Origin of the sequence: Acetobacter sp. AC2005 (assembly GCF_037901235.1) — a bacterium.
Classification (GTDB): Bacteria; Pseudomonadota; Alphaproteobacteria; order Acetobacterales; family Acetobacteraceae; genus Acetobacter; species Acetobacter oryzoeni.
The window spans coordinates 1,334,269-1,348,472 of sequence record NZ_CP149625.1; the positions used below are offsets into that span (position 1 = coordinate 1,334,269).

Here is a 14,204-nt window from a genome sequence, read left to right on the forward strand (position 1 = left end):
AGAAGATGTTTTCTGCCGTTGACCTGAGAGAAGACACAGGCATAATCATGCACCGAGATTCCGTGGAGATCGTAATGCGTGGGGGAAGTCTTTTCTCCCAGCGTGATGGGGCATGCTGCACCTCGTGGTGTTGACCATGCGGCTTTCTATAGCGGCTGTGGTGCCAAGATTTCCACATAAATCGTTATAATGGCTGTTTTTAGCCCTTTTGGGTATGGCATGTCTGTGTGGCAGGCGATCTGATTCGGGGCATCATGACAAGCAGAACAGAAAGAAACAGCAGTGGTTCAGATGTGGTCTATCTGGACGCCAATGCAACAGAGCCCTTGCGCCCCCAAGCGCGGGACGCGTTGCTGGAAGCCGTTGATTTAACAGGAAATCCATCTTCCGTGCATCGCGCAGGCCGTAAAGCTCGCGCTTTATTGGAGCAAGCCCGTAATACGGTTGCGCGTTATCTGGATGTAGCGCCGCTAAACTGTATTTTTACATCAGGCGGTACAGAAGCTAACGTGCTGGCCATGAGGGGACTCGGCCAAGGACGCCGATTCCTGATCGGCCGCACAGAGCACGATGCTGTACGCAAAGGTGCGCCAGAAGATGCACCAGTGGCATGGTTGGATGTAGATACCAACGGTCAGGTGCAGTTGGATAAGCTGGAACAGGCGCTGGCGCAGGACAAAACACCCGCCTTTGTGTGTTTGATGCTGGCTAATAATGAAACAGGCGTGCTGCACCCGATTGATGATGTGGTTTTGCTGTGCCGGAAGTATGGCGCGCATTTGCATGTTGATGCCGTGCAGGCTGCCGGACGTTTGCCACTTTCTGTTGAAAACAGCGGAATCGATAGCCTTGCATGTTCAGGCCACAAAATGGGTGGGCCAAAAGGGGCAGGGGCTTTGTTACTGCGTGGTCCGGCACCTGCGCGTGTGTTGCCACTATTTGAGGGCGGAGGGCAGGAGCAGGGCCGCCGTGGCGGAACACCGCCGCTGCCTGCTATTGCAGGACTGGCGGCAGCCTTGGATGCTGCATTGGAACAGCCACGAGATCTGGCCCCATTGCGGAATAGTATTGAACAGGCAGCAGTGGCTGCAGGTGCAAAAGTGTTTGGGGCAGACGTGCCGCGGTTGAATAATACCACCTCTCTGGCATTGCCGGGCAAGCGCGCGCAGGCACAGCTCATGCGGCTGGATCTGGACGGTATTTGTGTTTCGGCCGGTTCTGCCTGCTCTTCCGGTAAAGTGGCGTTTTCACACGTGTTGGAAGCGATGGGCGCAGGAGATCTGGCCGGGCAAGCTTTACGTGTTTCCTTGCCGTGGAATGTGACAGAGCAGGATGTTGCCCGCTTTATCGAGTCTTACACTCGTATGGCACAAAGCTCGGCATCTATTGGGCTTGTGGATTCTGTGGTGTAATTTTGGGCATGGCTTCATCCATTTATTTTGATCATGCAGCCACCACACCGTGTGATCCCCGTGTACGTGCAGTATTACTGGATGTTCTGGACCATGAAAATGGTAACCCCCATAGCACAACGCATGAAGCAGGGATGCGCGCGGCAGACAGGGTGGCCCATGCACGTTATCAGGTTGCCAACCTGATAGCGGCAGATGCCAAGGAAATCATTTTTACATCGGGCGCTACAGAAGCCAATAATCTGGCCATTAAAGGGGCTGCGCGCCACTTGGCCGCACAGGGTAGCCCGCGTAAACGCATTATAACTGTAGCAACAGAGCACAAATGTGTTCTGGAAAGCGTGCGGGATCTGGCGCAGGAAGGGTTTGAACCTGTTGTGCTGCCAGTGGATACTAACGGCCTGCTTGATCCATCTGTGTTGCAAGAGGCGTTAAAAGTGCCCACAGCCCTTGTTTCCATTATGGCCGCGAATAATGAAACGGGCGTGCTGCAAGATATGTCTGTTCTGGGCCATTTGGTGAATGAGGCAGGCGCTCTAATGCATTCTGATCTGGCGCAGGCCGCAGGAAAAATCTCTGTAGATGTGCACGCTTGGGGCTTGGCTCTGGCTTCTGTTTCCAGCCACAAGCTGTATGGCCCCAAAGGTGCTGGGGCATTGTTTGTGCGGCGTCGGCCACGGGTGCGTTTGGCAGCGCTGTTTTCTGGCGGAGGGCAGGAACGTGGTGTGCGTTCTGGCACTGTCCCCGGTTTTCTGGTGGCTGCTTTTGGCGAAGCCTGCCAGATTGCAAAGCAGGAGCTGGATACCGGTTTTGAGCATTTATCCATGTTACAGCGCGTTTTTCTAAATAAGCTGGATGCCGTATTGCCGGGGTGTGAGGTTAACGCAGCATCGGCCCCACGTTTGCCGGGTATTTTTAATCTGCGTTTGCCCGCAGGGGTTCCTGCGCTGGATGTTGTGGCGGTTATGCCTGATCTTGCTGTTTCTTTGGGTTCGGCCTGTTCTTCGGCAGAACTGGCCCCATCTTATGTGCTGGAAGCAATGGGATTGAATAGAGAAGAAGCGGGAAGAAGCTTGCGTCTGTCTCCCGGACGTTTTACCTCAGCCGCCGAAGCAGAACGCGCGGCAGACAATTTGGCGCAGGCTGTCTTGCGGGTGCGCAGTGTAACGTAAGTTACCAGGTTGCAGCCCAACAGAACGCCATACCCCCACATGCCGCAATGAAACAGCCTTTGGCAGGATGGAAACCAATGCCCCAGATGACATTTGTTGAACAGGACGGAACAGAACACAAAGTGGATGCGCCGGTTGGCCTTTCTGTGCTGGAAATTGCCCATAAGCACGGCATTGACCTTGAAGGCGCATGTGAAGGTTCTTTGGCCTGTGCAACATGCCATGTGATTGTAGACCCAACTTGGGCACCCAAGCTGGCAGCCCCTACGGATGATGAAGAAGATATGCTGGATCTGGCTTTCGGGCTGGAAAAGACATCTCGCTTGGGTTGTCAGATTGTCATGACAGAAGCGCTGGATGGTTTGGTTGTACGCCTGCCCAGCAAGGCCTGAAGTCGTTTTTAAAAGGATATAGCGCTCATGCGTATACTTGTTGCCATGTCTGGTGGGGTGGATAGCTCTGTTGTAGCTGCCCGCCTTCTGGAGGAAGGGCATGAAGTTGTGGGTGCTACCTTGCAGCTTTACGATTCGCGCGGGGCTGCAAAAAAAGGTGCGTGCTGTGCGGGGCAGGATATTCGTGATGCCCGCGCAGTGGCGGATCTTCTGGGCTTTCCGCATTACGTTATTGATGCGGAACGCCGCTTTAAGGATAGCGTTATAGAGCGTTTTGCGGATGCTTATGCATCAGGTGAAACGCCAGTGCCCTGTGTGGCGTGTAATCAGGGCGTAAAGTTTACAGATTTGCTGGGCCTTGCGCGTGAAATTGGCGCAGATGCCATGGCAACAGGCCATTATGTCCGCCGCGTAGAAGGGCCAGATGGTGCAGAACTGCACCGCCCGTGTGATGAAGACCGGGATCAGAGCTGGTTTTTGTTTGCCACCACGCGGGATCAGCTTGAGTTTTTGCGTTTTCCACTGGGCGATATGCCAGACAAGGCAGCAGTTAGAAAAGAAGCCGAGCGCTTTGGTCTGGTGGTTGCAGGCAAGCCTGATAGTCAGGACCTGTGCTTTGTAAGCGATGGCTCCTACGTGGATCTGGTGGAAAAAATGCACCCCGAAATGGCAGGTCCCGGTGAAATTGTGGACCAGCAGGGGCAGATTGTAGGCCAGCACGAAGGCGTTATGCGTTTTACCGTGGGGCAAAGCAAAAGGCTGGGGAATGCCGCGCGCCTGAATGGCGAACGCCAGATGGTGGTTGGTGTAGAACCAGGCCGCAGGCGCGTGATTATTGGCCCGCGGGAAAAATCCTTTGTTACGGCGCTTTCTGTGCGGGATGTGAACTGGCTGGTAGATGCACCACCAGAAGGCTTAGTGTGCCGTGTGCAAATGCGCGCACGTGAGGAGCCTCGGGCTGCCCGCGTGGTGCCTACACCAGATGGCGCCATGGTGTATCTGGAAGAACCAGCCATGCCCGCACCCGGGCAGGCCTGTGTATTCTATCAGGGCACACGTATTCTGGGTGGTGGGTTTATCCGCCGTATGGAAGAAACTGTTCCAGCGTAAACTCTTAGGTAAAGGGCACGAATGATGGCTGATGGTCGGCTTGTTATTGGTACACAGCGGTATTCTTCGTGGTCTTTGCGGGGCTGGCTTATGGTCAAGCTGGCGCAACTGAATGTTGATATAGACGTTGTACCACTGGCAGGTGGTGGCAAAACCACAGTGCTGAAAACACTGTCCCCCAACGGGTGCGTGCCGTATCTGGAGCATGAAGGTGCGGTGGTGTGGGATTCGCTTTCAATTGCGGAATACTGCGCAGAATATCAACCTGCTCTTTGGCCATCCGAACGATGTGAACGTGCGATAGCGCGCTCCATATCAGCCGAAATGCATTCCGGCTTTCGTGGTGTGCGTTCTGCTCTGCCTATGAATCTGGGCCGAGATGCCCGCCCCTTGGCTGAGCCTCTGACGGAAGATGTGCTGAAGGATATCTCCCGGATTGATGCAATTTGGACAGATGCCAGAACCCGTTACGGGGCTGATGGTCCATATCTGTTTGGTGCATCTTTTGGGAATGCAGATGCCATGTTTGCCCCGATTGTCTGCCGCTTTCTGTCCTACGGTGTTACGGGACTATCTGATGTTGCCCGCGCGTATATGGATGTCGTGCGTCAGCACCCCCTAATGCAGGAATGGTATCAAGAGGCAGCGGATGAACCAGCAGAGTGGCAGCTGGATATCTATGAATCCATCCCCTGATACGGTGTGACGTTCTGCAGTATGCACCACAGAGCGTATGATGCCGGAGGGGTAAAATGGCGCACGCCTTACGGGTTCTAACAGTTTTACCTCCCCGAGAAAGATTTGCACCGCAACAAGCTGGGGCCATTGCGTTATTGGTGCACCGCACAGTGTTAGAAGGTGAAACTGTTATCGGGTCATCTCTGTCTGTTCCCAGTTTTCAGGGCGTTGCTTTTCAGCCTGTGCCTTCCGTTTTGTATCCATTGGGGCGGATAGGCCGATATATTGCTGGGGTGGCCAAAAAAATTCGGCAGCTTCAGCCGGAACTTGTTGAAGTTCATAATCGGCCGGATATTGCATTGGGGTTACGCAAGCGTTTCCCAAATCTTCCTGTTTCTGTGGTGCTGCATAATGATCCATGCGGCATGAAAAAGGCACGTACAGCAGCAGAACGAGAAATACTGGCCCGCAAGGTGGCGGTGGTTGCAGTCTCTGAATGGGTGCGAAAGCGCTTTAACAGTTCAGAAACAGCAGCAGATGTAGATGTGTTGCCCAATTGTCTGGACTTTTCAGTTCTGCCTAAGGCCCCTCCAACGCGCGAGAATCTGTTGCTGTTTGCCGGCCGTGTTGTAGCGGATAAAGGCGTGGATTCCTTTGTGGCTGCGTGTGCTAAGGTCTTGCCTTCTCATCCCGCATGGCGTGCTGAAATTATTGGTGCAGACAGATTTGGCCCGGATTCTCCGCAAATGCCTTTTTTAAAGCAGTTGCGTGTGCAAGCGCAGGCAGCCCATGTGGCAATGGCTGGATATCAGCCTCACCATAAAGTGCTGGAAGCCATGGGGCAGGCGGCCATTGTGGTGATACCCAGCCGTTGGCCAGAACCTTTTGGTATGGTGGCATTGGAGGCCATGGGTATGGGGGCTGCAGTGGTTGCTTCCCCTCATGGTGGTTTGCCAGAAGTGGTTGGAACTGCCGGGGTATATGCTAACCCGGATGATGTGCCTGCTTTGGCAGATATCTTGCGGGATCTCATGAATGATCCGCAAAAACGTAGCCAAATGTCTGTTGCAGGGTACCAGCAAGTCCGCAAATTTGATGCGGAAATCATCCGTAAAAAACGGCAGCTTTTACATGAGGAAATTGTAAAAGCATGGCCGCAAAAAGAAAATAAACGCCTCTTCTTCTAAAGTTTGGTTTCCTTGTCAGGTGCCCACCCACACGCTTGCAAAGCTGCTTTCATGCCAGATCTTGGGGGCGCAATTGCTGTAATGGGTGGAGAAAATGGCAGGATCAAACTTCTGGCCAGAAGGTGCAATCCATCTGGGTGCGTAGTGCCGTAAAGAGGATCACCCACAATAGGCCAGTTCATGGCGGCGCAATGTACACGGGCCTGATGTGTGCGCCCTGTTTCAAGGGTGAGTTCCAGCCAGCATAAATCCTTACTGCGGCCAAGAACCTTCCAGCGCGTAGCGGCCGCTGCGCCAGAAGGAGATGCCACCATGCGCCAGCCTTTTTTAGAGGACTGTTTTTCAAGTGGTAGGTCTATGCGGCCAGTCTCTGCCTGTGGGCCGGTTTGTACAACTGCCCAGTAGGTTTTTTGTGCTGTTTTAGTGGCAAAGGCTTGCTGCAAAGCCAAAAGAGGCTGTTTGCGTAAGGCGATGGCCAAGCAGCCTGATGTATCGGTATCCAGCCGATGAGCCAGCCAAGGCCCATCCTTGCGGCGAGAAAGTAGGGGAAACCAGTCTTCAACGCTTGGGCCACCGGCAGGGCCTGCATGTACAGGCAGGCCCGCTGGCTTGTTCAGGATAACCAGATGATGATCCTGATAAAGGATAGGGGGCAGGTGGGCGGAAATGTTTAGTCCTCCCTATTGGCGCCAACCAGTACCTTGCGGCGACCAACATGGTCTGCTCGGCTGATAATGCCTTCTTTTTCCATCTGCTCAATCAGCTTTGCTGCACGGTTATAGCCGATGGAAAGCTTGCGCTGAATGAAGGAGGTGGAAGCTTTGCCTTCAGTGGTCACAATAGAAACGGCTTCATCATACATTTCTGATTCGCCGTTATCACCGCCTCCAGAACGGCCAGAACCACTGTTGGAGGATGCTGTTTCATCCACAGGTTCTGCCAGCACGTCATCATCGTAAACAGGTTCTCCCTGTTCCTTCAGGAAGTTAACAACCTGTTCCACTTCGCTATCAGCCACAAACGGGCCGTGCACACGGGTGATGCGGCCGCCACCTTGCATGAACAGCATATCACCCTGGCCCAAAAGCTGTTCAGCACCCTGTTCGCCCAAAATGGTGCGGCTATCAAACTTGCTGATAACTTGGAAGGAGATACGGGTGGGGAAGTTGGCTTTAATGGTGCCGGTAATCACATCCACAGAAGGGCGCTGTGTGGCCATAATAACGTGAATACCAGCAGCACGGGCTTTTTGGGCCAGACGCTGCACGCAGGCATCAATTTCTTTCCCGGCCGTCATCATCAGGTCAGCCATTTCGTCAATAATCACGACGATATAGGGCATGGGGTCTAGCGTAACAGATTGTTCCTCAAAAACCGGATTACCGGTTTCGGGGTCAAACCCTGTTTGCACGCGGCGTACAACCACTTCACCATCGGCACGGGCCTCTGCTGCACGGGCATTATACCCAGCAATGTTACGCACCTGCATGTGCGCCATGGTGCGGTAACGGCGGTCCATTTCGCGCACTACCCATTTAAGGGCGTTTACGGCTTTTGGCGGTTCTGTCACCACCGGTGTGAGCAGATGCGGAATGCCATCATAGATGGAAAGTTCCAGCACCTTGGGGTCAATCATGATCAGGCGGCATTCATCGGGGGAAAGCCGATAAAGCAGCGAAAGAATCATGGCGTTAACACCAACGGATTTACCCGAACCCGTGGTGCCGGCTACCAGCAAGTGCGGCATACGCGCCAGATCACTAAATACCGGTTCACCAGAAATATCTTTACCCAGAGCCAAAGGAAGCTGGCCTGGCTCATCCCGCCATGTGGGCTGATTGAGGAGCTCGGAAAGATAAACTGTCTCACGCGTTTGGTTGGGCACTTCAATGCCCATCACGTTGCGGCCCGGCACAGTGGCAATACGCACACTCAGCACAGAAAGAGAACGTGCCACATCGTCTGAAAGACCAATAATGCGGGCAGAGCGAATGCCCGGTGCAGGCTCCAGTTCATAGAGCGTCACAACAGGGCCTGCGCTCATGCCCACAATTTTGCCCTGCACACCGTAATCGGCCAGTACCTGTTCCAAAAGGCGTGCCGTGGCATGTAGTGCTTCTGGGGAAGGGCCCGTGCGTGTATTGGCTGGAGCGGGCTTGAGAAGGCCGAGAGACGGCAGTTCCCAACCACCTTTACGTACAGTGGCACCAGCACGCACCGTAGCGCTTGCACTGCTTTCCTGATTTGCGCTTCCAGAAAACAGGCGGCCCAGAAGGCCAGATTTGGCTGGTTTTTCTGCTGCTGGCGGCGGAGGGGGCGCTTGTGTGACAACTGGAGCCGGCGTGGCTGCAGGCGCTGGATCAGGCGTATGATGTGCCAATTCCATGGAAGAAGATGCCATAGGTTTTTTGCTGTCTTCTTCATGATGCAGCACCAAAGCTGTGCCTGAAGATGCTGGTGTAGATATTGGTGCCGCGCGGGGGATATCCTCTACTTCTGGCTCATCATGAGAAAAGAGAGACTGTGAGGATGCCTGAGGCCGGTTTTTATAAAAATCAGCCGTTTCCGTAGGGGTATAGGTATCTGTCTGGGGTTTGCGGCTGGCATAGTAACGCACGAAGCGCACCCCAAGTTTTCCCGGCAAGCGAAGCAACATAAGTGTTACGCGCCAGATGGCAAACCATTCCTCCCGCCGTAGGCCCGTGGCTAAAGCCATCAGCAGAAAAGCCAGTAGCAGCCCAAGCAGCCACAGCACCATGCCACCGGCCGGGCCAATGGCCGCCATACCAGCAGCAATAGATGTTTGAGCGATGGAATGGCCAATGCCTCCGCCAATGCCAGCTTGGGTTGGCCAGTTAATGGCAGGTAAAGCTGTAAAGAGCAGGGGAATAGCGGCCAGCAGCGCGCCAGAAACTGGCAGCAGGCATAAAATGGCTACAACACGCATGGCAAATACAGGCCAAGATTCGTGTCCCAACAGCCGGTGGCTCATAAACCGCCAGCCCCACGCAATCAAAATCAATGCAGGCAGAATCGCCGCCAGCCCTACGCCCTGTAACAGCGTATCGGCAAAAAAGGCTCCGCTTATACCTAACAGGTTGGTGGGTGGTTGGCCTGTTGCTGTATTGAAGGATGGATCATTCGGATTATAGCTGACAAGCGCAGCCAATAAAGCGCAGGCCAGAACGCATAGCGCGAGCCCACCACCTTCCTCTAGGCGCAAACGCAACGTGCTTTTGTGTGAGGATGGGGGATACTGATCGGATTGCGTAGGGCTTATGCGCGCCAAGGGTGTTGATCCTGACTCCAGAAGCCGAAACACATTTCCTGCATGTCGGAAATGTGTTTGCGGGTGATTGATGAGAATGATTCGGTTTTAACTGTAGCGGTAATCTATCGTGAACAGCTTTATAGCAGAAGCACCGGAAGATGGTTTTGTTAAGGAATATGCAGAGAAAATGCAGATATTGCGCACATAATTTTGCTCATAATGCGTTATTTATGTGCAGTTTGGTGAGGGGAGGCCGCAGAGCCTCCTTAAAAATATCAGATATTTATTCAGCCCAGAAGAAACCACAGCCTGAAAATAATCTGTTCTGGCCAAGTATATCTACGCAGTTTAGGCGAGTGTTTTAGCATACACCATCTGCGCCATCTTCCTATTAAACCTAATTGTGACAGCACTTTCTGTAACGCATCTACAACATGGCTATTGGGTGCTGAAAGATAAGTTTGTTTGCCAAGATACGCCAGATTATCCCGAAAAATGGACATAAATTGCCAAGGCCCGCGCCGCAGAGCAGCTAATGCGCGTTGCATAAATAAAGCAGGTGCCCCTACAGCATTATTTTCATGCTGGCGATAAAACAGTGTTGGCTGATTGTCTGTAATCACTATGCCATCTGCACCAGTAACAGCCAGATAAGCCCACCAATCATGCAAAATATGGTTTGGCGGGGAAAGACTGCCTTGTAAGAGATGGACCGCGGGCGGGGAAAGCATAATGGTGCAGCCCGTAGCAATATTTTGCGTTAATGCCATTTGAAAGCACGGGTTTGGCGGTAACGGCGGTGAAATGCTGATTGGGCGCAATTTGGTGTCTGTCAGGCGCTGCCGGGAACAATAAAGTGCAGGTTTTTGCGTGACTGCCAGGGCTTTAAGCCCACGTTCCAGTTTATCGGGAAACCAGACATCATCCTGATCACAAAAGGCAACAAAGTAGCCTTCTGGGGTATCTTGCAGAAGTGTGGCGTAAGAACGCACGACCCCCATATGTGTATGGGACGAAGTAATTTGCCTGCAACGTTGAATACCAACATCCAGCGCAAACTGATGCATGTAATCTATGCTTGCATCTGTAGACCCATCATCTCGCCACAGCAGAACCCAGTTTGTATGCGTTTGCTGTTTGAGGGATGTTAACAGGTCATTTAAAAAAGCAGCGCCATTGTAAACGGAAAGTAAAACGGCAACAGGAATGGGGTCCTGATGTTGGGGAGGGGCCATTCCGTGTTGCACGTTTGGTGTTTGCACCTAACTGTTCACTTCTGCGTTCTGCTAGGCGGATATTGATAAAGATAACCTCTTTGGGGCCGCCTATTCCCCATAAGAAGTGTCAGAAAGATGGGGCAGAGAAGATGTGGTGCACCACTTTATTCACGCTTTCCTGCCATTGCGGCATTTGAATGCCAAAAACGCGCGCAAGTTTACTGTTATCCATGCGAGAGTCTGCCGGACGTTTGGCTGGTGTTGGCCAATCTTCTGTGCGGATGGCTGTAATGGTGGGTTTGGCTTGGCCATATTCAGACGCCTTTTGCAGCGCCGCTTCGGCCAGACCATGCCATGTTGTTTCACCAGTGCCACAAGCATGGTAGATGCCTGCGTATTCATCTTTCCAGCCGGTTTTTTCAATAGTGGCCAAGATGGAAAGAATGGCCTGTGCCAGATCATCGGAACAGGTAGGGTTGCCGCGCTGATCACCCACAACTTTCAAGGCTGGGTTTTTGGCACCAGCATTCAGCATTGTGCGCACAAAGTTTTTTCCGTGCGCTGAATAAACCCAAGAAGTGCGCAGAATAATGCTGCGTGGGTCTGCTGCCAAAATGCGTTGTTCCCCTTCAGCTTTGGTGCTGCCGTAAACAGTCTGGGGGGAAACAGGGTCTGTTTCCACATACGGCCTGCCCTTGTCTCCAGCAAACACATAATCTGTGGAAACATGGATAAAGGGAATGCCACGTTCTGCACACAGGTGTGCCAGCAGTTCTGGCCCCGTTGTGTTGGCTCGGGCAGCGGCTTCGGGCTCGCTTTCTGCCAGATCAACAGCTGTCCATGCTGCGGCATTTACCACAGCAACAGGTTTAATGGCGTCTAGCGTTGTCTTCAGTGATTCAGGGCGGTCAAAGTCAAAATCCGGGCGGCCAACACAACGGATACGCGGCCCCCCAAGATTTACCAGAGATGTTGCAAGCTGGCCTTTTCCGCCAGTTACCAGAACAGGGCCACCAGTTTCAGACAGAATGCTCATGTTCAGCTTTCTTTCTCCGTATACTGGAACCACCCTTTGGCAGCTGAAAACTCTGGGGCCAGCAAGTCTTTTTCAGACAATACGGCGTCCTCGGTCTTAACAGGCCAATCTATGCCAAGTTCTGCACTGTTCCAGATAACGGCACGTTCAGATGCTTTGCTGTAAAGAGCGGTGCATTTGTATTGCACTTCTGCATTTTCAGTCAGAGTGCAGAAGCCGTGCAGGAAGCCCGGCGGAATCCAGAGCTGGGACCAATTTTCTTCGGACAGTTCGGCTGCAACCCATTTGCCATAAGTGGGGGAGCCTGTACGGGCATCTACGGCAACATCCCAGATGGCACCACGCGTGCAGCGCACCAATTTGCCCTGTGCAAACGGATCAAGCTGGCAATGCAGGCCACGAATAACACCTTTCTGGCGGGAAAGGCTTTGGTTATCCTGCACAAAAGGTTCCGTAATGCCTGCTTCGCGCATGCGTTCGATATTGTAGGTTTCTGAAAAGAACCCACGATTGTCACCAAAGCGTGGCGGCGTTATCAGAATAACATCGGGAATGGCAAGGCGTTCGGATTTCATGCGCGGGAAACTCCTGCGTTGCTACGGGGAAAAGAACACAGCAGGCCTTAACGGCCTGCTCCTTCAGATGAGGCGAGGTTAAACAGCACCCGGCCCAGTTCTGTTTTGCCCATGCGCTTGGCATGCTCTTTAAGATGATCTGCAGAAATATACCCCATACGGAAGGCCACTTCTGCCGGAGAACCTACAAGCATGCCCTGCCGGGCCTGAATGGTGTGCACAAACTGGCTGGCTTCTAGCAGGCTGTCGGGAATACCGGCATCCAACCATGCACAACCACGCCCCAGACGCTCAACTTGTAGGTTGCCATCTTCCAGGTAAAGACGGTTCAGATCTGTAATTTCCAATTCACCACGTGCAGAAGGTTTTACCTTTTTGGCAAAATCCAGCACGCGGCTATCATAGAAATACAGGCCAGTTACGGCCCAGTTTGAAGGCGGATTAGTGGGCTTTTCTACAATATCAAGCGCACGGTCTGTTTCATCAAAGGAAACAACGCCATACCGTTCGGGGTCACGTACCTGATACGCAAAAACAGTTGCACCTTGAGGGCGTGCTGCTGCTTTCTGAAGGGAAGCACTGAGGTGATCAGCAAAAATAAGGTTATCACCTAGCGCCAATGCGCAAGGTGCACCTTGCAACCAGTCTTCAGCAATCAGGAAAGCCTGTGGAATACCATCGGGTGAAGGTTGGACGCGATATTCAAAGTTTACACCAAACTGAGAACCATCACCCAGCAGGCGCTTAAACTGTGGCAGATCCAGCGGGGTGCTGATGATCATGATATCCTTGATGCCTGCCAGCATGAGCGTGGAAAGCGGATAATAGACCATTGGCTTATCGTAAACGGGCAGCAACTGTTTGCTGGCTGCCAGTGTCATGGGGTAAAGGCGCGTGCCGGATCCGCCCGCCAGCAGGATGCCCTTCATGGGGGTAGGAGTAGCAGGTTTGTGAATCATGGAGCGGTGGTTCCCAGTCTCTGGCCTGTATAGCGGCGGGCACGAATGTTTTCCCACCATGTGCGGTTGTCCAGATACCACTGGACAGTGCGGCGGATGCCGGCTTCAAAATTATGCTTGGCTTTCCAGTCCAGCGCCTGTTCGGCGTGGGAAGGATCAATTTCGTAACGGAAATCATGCCCGGGGCGATCTGTTACGTAACGGATCAGCCGTTCACGCGGGCCTGCTGCATCGGGGCAAAGTTCATCCAGAATGCGGCAGATTGTCTGCACAACTTCCAGATTGGTGCGTGGTTGGCGTGCGCCAATAGCGTAGGTTTCGCCCGGTTTGCCTTTTTCAACAGCTTTCACCAAGGCTTCGGCGTGGTCTTCTACAAACAACCAGTCACGCACGTTGTCACCCTTGCCATATACGGGCAGTTCCTTGCCCTCAATGGCGTTGATGGTGATCAGCGGGATCAGTTTTTCAGGGAAATGCCAGATACCGTAGTTATTTGTCGTGTTGGTGACAAAAGTGGGTAGCCCAAAAGTGTGATACCATGCCCGAACCAAGTGATCGGAAGAGGCTTTGCTGGCAGAATACGGGCTGCGCGGGTCATAAGGCGTTGTTTCGGTGAATGGCGGATCATTGGGGCCAAGTGCACCAAAAACCTCATCCGTAGAAATGTGGTGGAAACGGAAGGCTTGTTGCGCTTCCTTATCCAGTGTCATCCAGTATTTGCGGGCGGCCTCCAGCATGGAGTATGTGCCCACTACATTTGTCTGGATAAAGACCCCAGGCCCATCAATGGAGCGATCAACATGACTTTCCGCCGCCAAATGCATAACTGCATCTGGTTTAAAGCTGTTGAACAACTGTTCCAACGCAGGTGTATCTGTGATGTTGGTCTGTGAGAACGTATAGCGTTCGCTCTCTGGAGCATCCTCAACCGTTTCAGGTGAGGCTGCATAGGTCATGCAGTCAACATTCAGGACAGAATGTGAGGTATTGTGTATGATGTGGCGAATAACGGCAGACCCGATAAACCCACAACCACCAGTTAATAAGATGCGCATGCTATGTCGTTCTTCAAGACCAGAATGATATAATTGCCTGATAATAGCTTATCAGTCATATGGGATAAGAAAGCAATTCTCCAGCATTCTTATGTTTTTTCTATACAAAGATGGATAGAGAAGGATATCTCATCTGTTAG

The 14,204-nt window shown here is 52.7% G+C and carries 13 protein-coding genes; 6 read left to right on the plus strand and 7 right to left on the minus strand.

The annotated features are described in order from the left end of the window. Window positions 1-227 precede the first annotated feature (227 nt). From QQM41_RS06515 to QQM41_RS06540, 6 genes are all read left to right on the plus strand, one after another. Window positions 228-1,412 (plus strand): aminotransferase class V-fold PLP-dependent enzyme, encoded by a 1,185-nt coding sequence (locus QQM41_RS06515; RefSeq protein ID WP_339078037.1) that lies wholly within the window; start codon window positions 228-230, stop codon window positions 1,410-1,412. A gap of 8 nt (window positions 1,413-1,420) precedes the next feature. Continuing rightward, window positions 1,421-2,584, plus strand: coding sequence for a cysteine desulfurase family protein (locus QQM41_RS06520; protein WP_339078038.1), 1,164 nt, complete (start codon window positions 1,421-1,423; stop codon window positions 2,582-2,584). 77 nt (window positions 2,585-2,661) lie between these two features. Next, window positions 2,662-2,976, plus strand: coding sequence for a ferredoxin family 2Fe-2S iron-sulfur cluster binding protein (locus tag QQM41_RS06525; protein ID WP_050818828.1), 315 nt, complete (start codon window positions 2,662-2,664; stop codon window positions 2,974-2,976). A 27-nt stretch (window positions 2,977-3,003) separates the two neighbouring features. Next, window positions 3,004-4,086: a tRNA 2-thiouridine(34) synthase MnmA gene (mnmA, locus tag QQM41_RS06530; protein ID WP_003623382.1), complete on the plus strand. Its 1,083-nt coding sequence runs from the start codon at window positions 3,004-3,006 to the stop codon at window positions 4,084-4,086. A 24-nt stretch (window positions 4,087-4,110) separates the two neighbouring features. Then, window positions 4,111-4,782 carry a glutathione S-transferase gene (locus QQM41_RS06535; protein ID WP_339078078.1) on the plus strand — a complete coding sequence of 224 codons (672 nt, stop codon included), beginning with the start codon at window positions 4,111-4,113 and terminating at the stop codon, window positions 4,780-4,782. 56 nt (window positions 4,783-4,838) lie between these two features. Then, entirely contained in the window at window positions 4,839-5,951 is a 1,113-nt protein-coding gene (locus tag QQM41_RS06540; protein ID WP_339078039.1) for a glycosyltransferase family 4 protein, read from the plus strand. Here the strand turns inward: QQM41_RS06540 and QQM41_RS06545 are convergent. From QQM41_RS06545 to rfbB, 7 genes are all read right to left on the minus strand, one after another. Then, entirely contained in the window at window positions 5,948-6,568 is a 621-nt protein-coding gene (locus QQM41_RS06545) for an RluA family pseudouridine synthase (RefSeq protein WP_408874583.1), read from the minus strand. The two genes, QQM41_RS06540 and QQM41_RS06545, sit on opposite strands and share 4 nt — an antisense overlap. A gap of 53 nt (window positions 6,569-6,621) precedes the next feature. Then, entirely contained in the window at window positions 6,622-9,273 is a 2,652-nt protein-coding gene (locus tag QQM41_RS06550; RefSeq protein ID WP_339078040.1) for a DNA translocase FtsK, read from the minus strand. Between the two features lie 236 nt (window positions 9,274-9,509). After that, on the minus strand, window positions 9,510-10,484 hold the full coding sequence (locus QQM41_RS06555) for a glycosyltransferase (protein ID WP_408874579.1): 975 nt from the start codon (window positions 10,482-10,484) through the stop codon (window positions 9,510-9,512). Window positions 10,485-10,566: 82 nt separating this feature from the next. Next, window positions 10,567-11,475, minus strand: coding sequence for a dTDP-4-dehydrorhamnose reductase (gene rfbD, locus QQM41_RS06560; RefSeq protein WP_339078042.1), 909 nt, complete (start codon window positions 11,473-11,475; stop codon window positions 10,567-10,569). Window positions 11,476-11,477: 2 nt separating this feature from the next. Next, a complete protein-coding gene (gene rfbC / locus QQM41_RS06565; protein WP_339078043.1) occupies window positions 11,478-12,050 on the minus strand; it encodes a dTDP-4-dehydrorhamnose 3,5-epimerase in 573 nt (190 codons plus the stop codon). A 47-nt stretch (window positions 12,051-12,097) separates the two neighbouring features. Next, window positions 12,098-13,009, minus strand: coding sequence for a glucose-1-phosphate thymidylyltransferase RfbA (rfbA, locus tag QQM41_RS06570; RefSeq protein WP_050818807.1), 912 nt, complete (start codon window positions 13,007-13,009; stop codon window positions 12,098-12,100). Then, on the minus strand, window positions 13,006-14,064 hold the full coding sequence (gene rfbB / locus QQM41_RS06575) for a dTDP-glucose 4,6-dehydratase (protein WP_128106130.1): 1,059 nt from the start codon (window positions 14,062-14,064) through the stop codon (window positions 13,006-13,008). Before rfbB ends, rfbA begins: the two co-directional genes overlap by 4 nt. Between the last annotated feature and the right edge of the window lie 140 nt (window positions 14,065-14,204).

Bases quoted from the DNA above. Each gene is read 5' to 3' on its own strand.
- QQM41_RS06520 (WP_339078038.1), top strand. From the start codon at position 1,421: ATGGCTTCATCCATTTATTTTGATCATGCAGCCACCACACCGTGTGAT.
- QQM41_RS06525 (WP_050818828.1), top strand. From the start codon at position 2,662: ATGCCCCAGATGACATTTGTTGAACAGGACGGAACAGAACACAAAGTG.
- mnmA (WP_003623382.1), top strand. From the start codon at position 3,004: ATGCGTATACTTGTTGCCATGTCTGGTGGGGTGGATAGCTCTGTTGTA.
- QQM41_RS06535 (WP_339078078.1), top strand. From the start codon at position 4,111: ATGGCTGATGGTCGGCTTGTTATTGGTACACAGCGGTATTCTTCGTGG.
- QQM41_RS06540 (WP_339078039.1), top strand. From the start codon at position 4,839: ATGGCGCACGCCTTACGGGTTCTAACAGTTTTACCTCCCCGAGAAAGA.
- rfbD (WP_339078042.1), bottom strand. From the start codon at position 11,475: ATGAGCATTCTGTCTGAAACTGGTGGCCCTGTTCTGGTAACTGGCGGA.
- rfbC (WP_339078043.1), bottom strand. From the start codon at position 12,050: ATGAAATCCGAACGCCTTGCCATTCCCGATGTTATTCTGATAACGCCG.
- rfbA (WP_050818807.1), bottom strand. From the start codon at position 13,009: ATGATTCACAAACCTGCTACTCCTACCCCCATGAAGGGCATCCTGCTG.
- rfbB (WP_128106130.1), bottom strand. From the start codon at position 14,064: ATGCGCATCTTATTAACTGGTGGTTGTGGGTTTATCGGGTCTGCCGTT.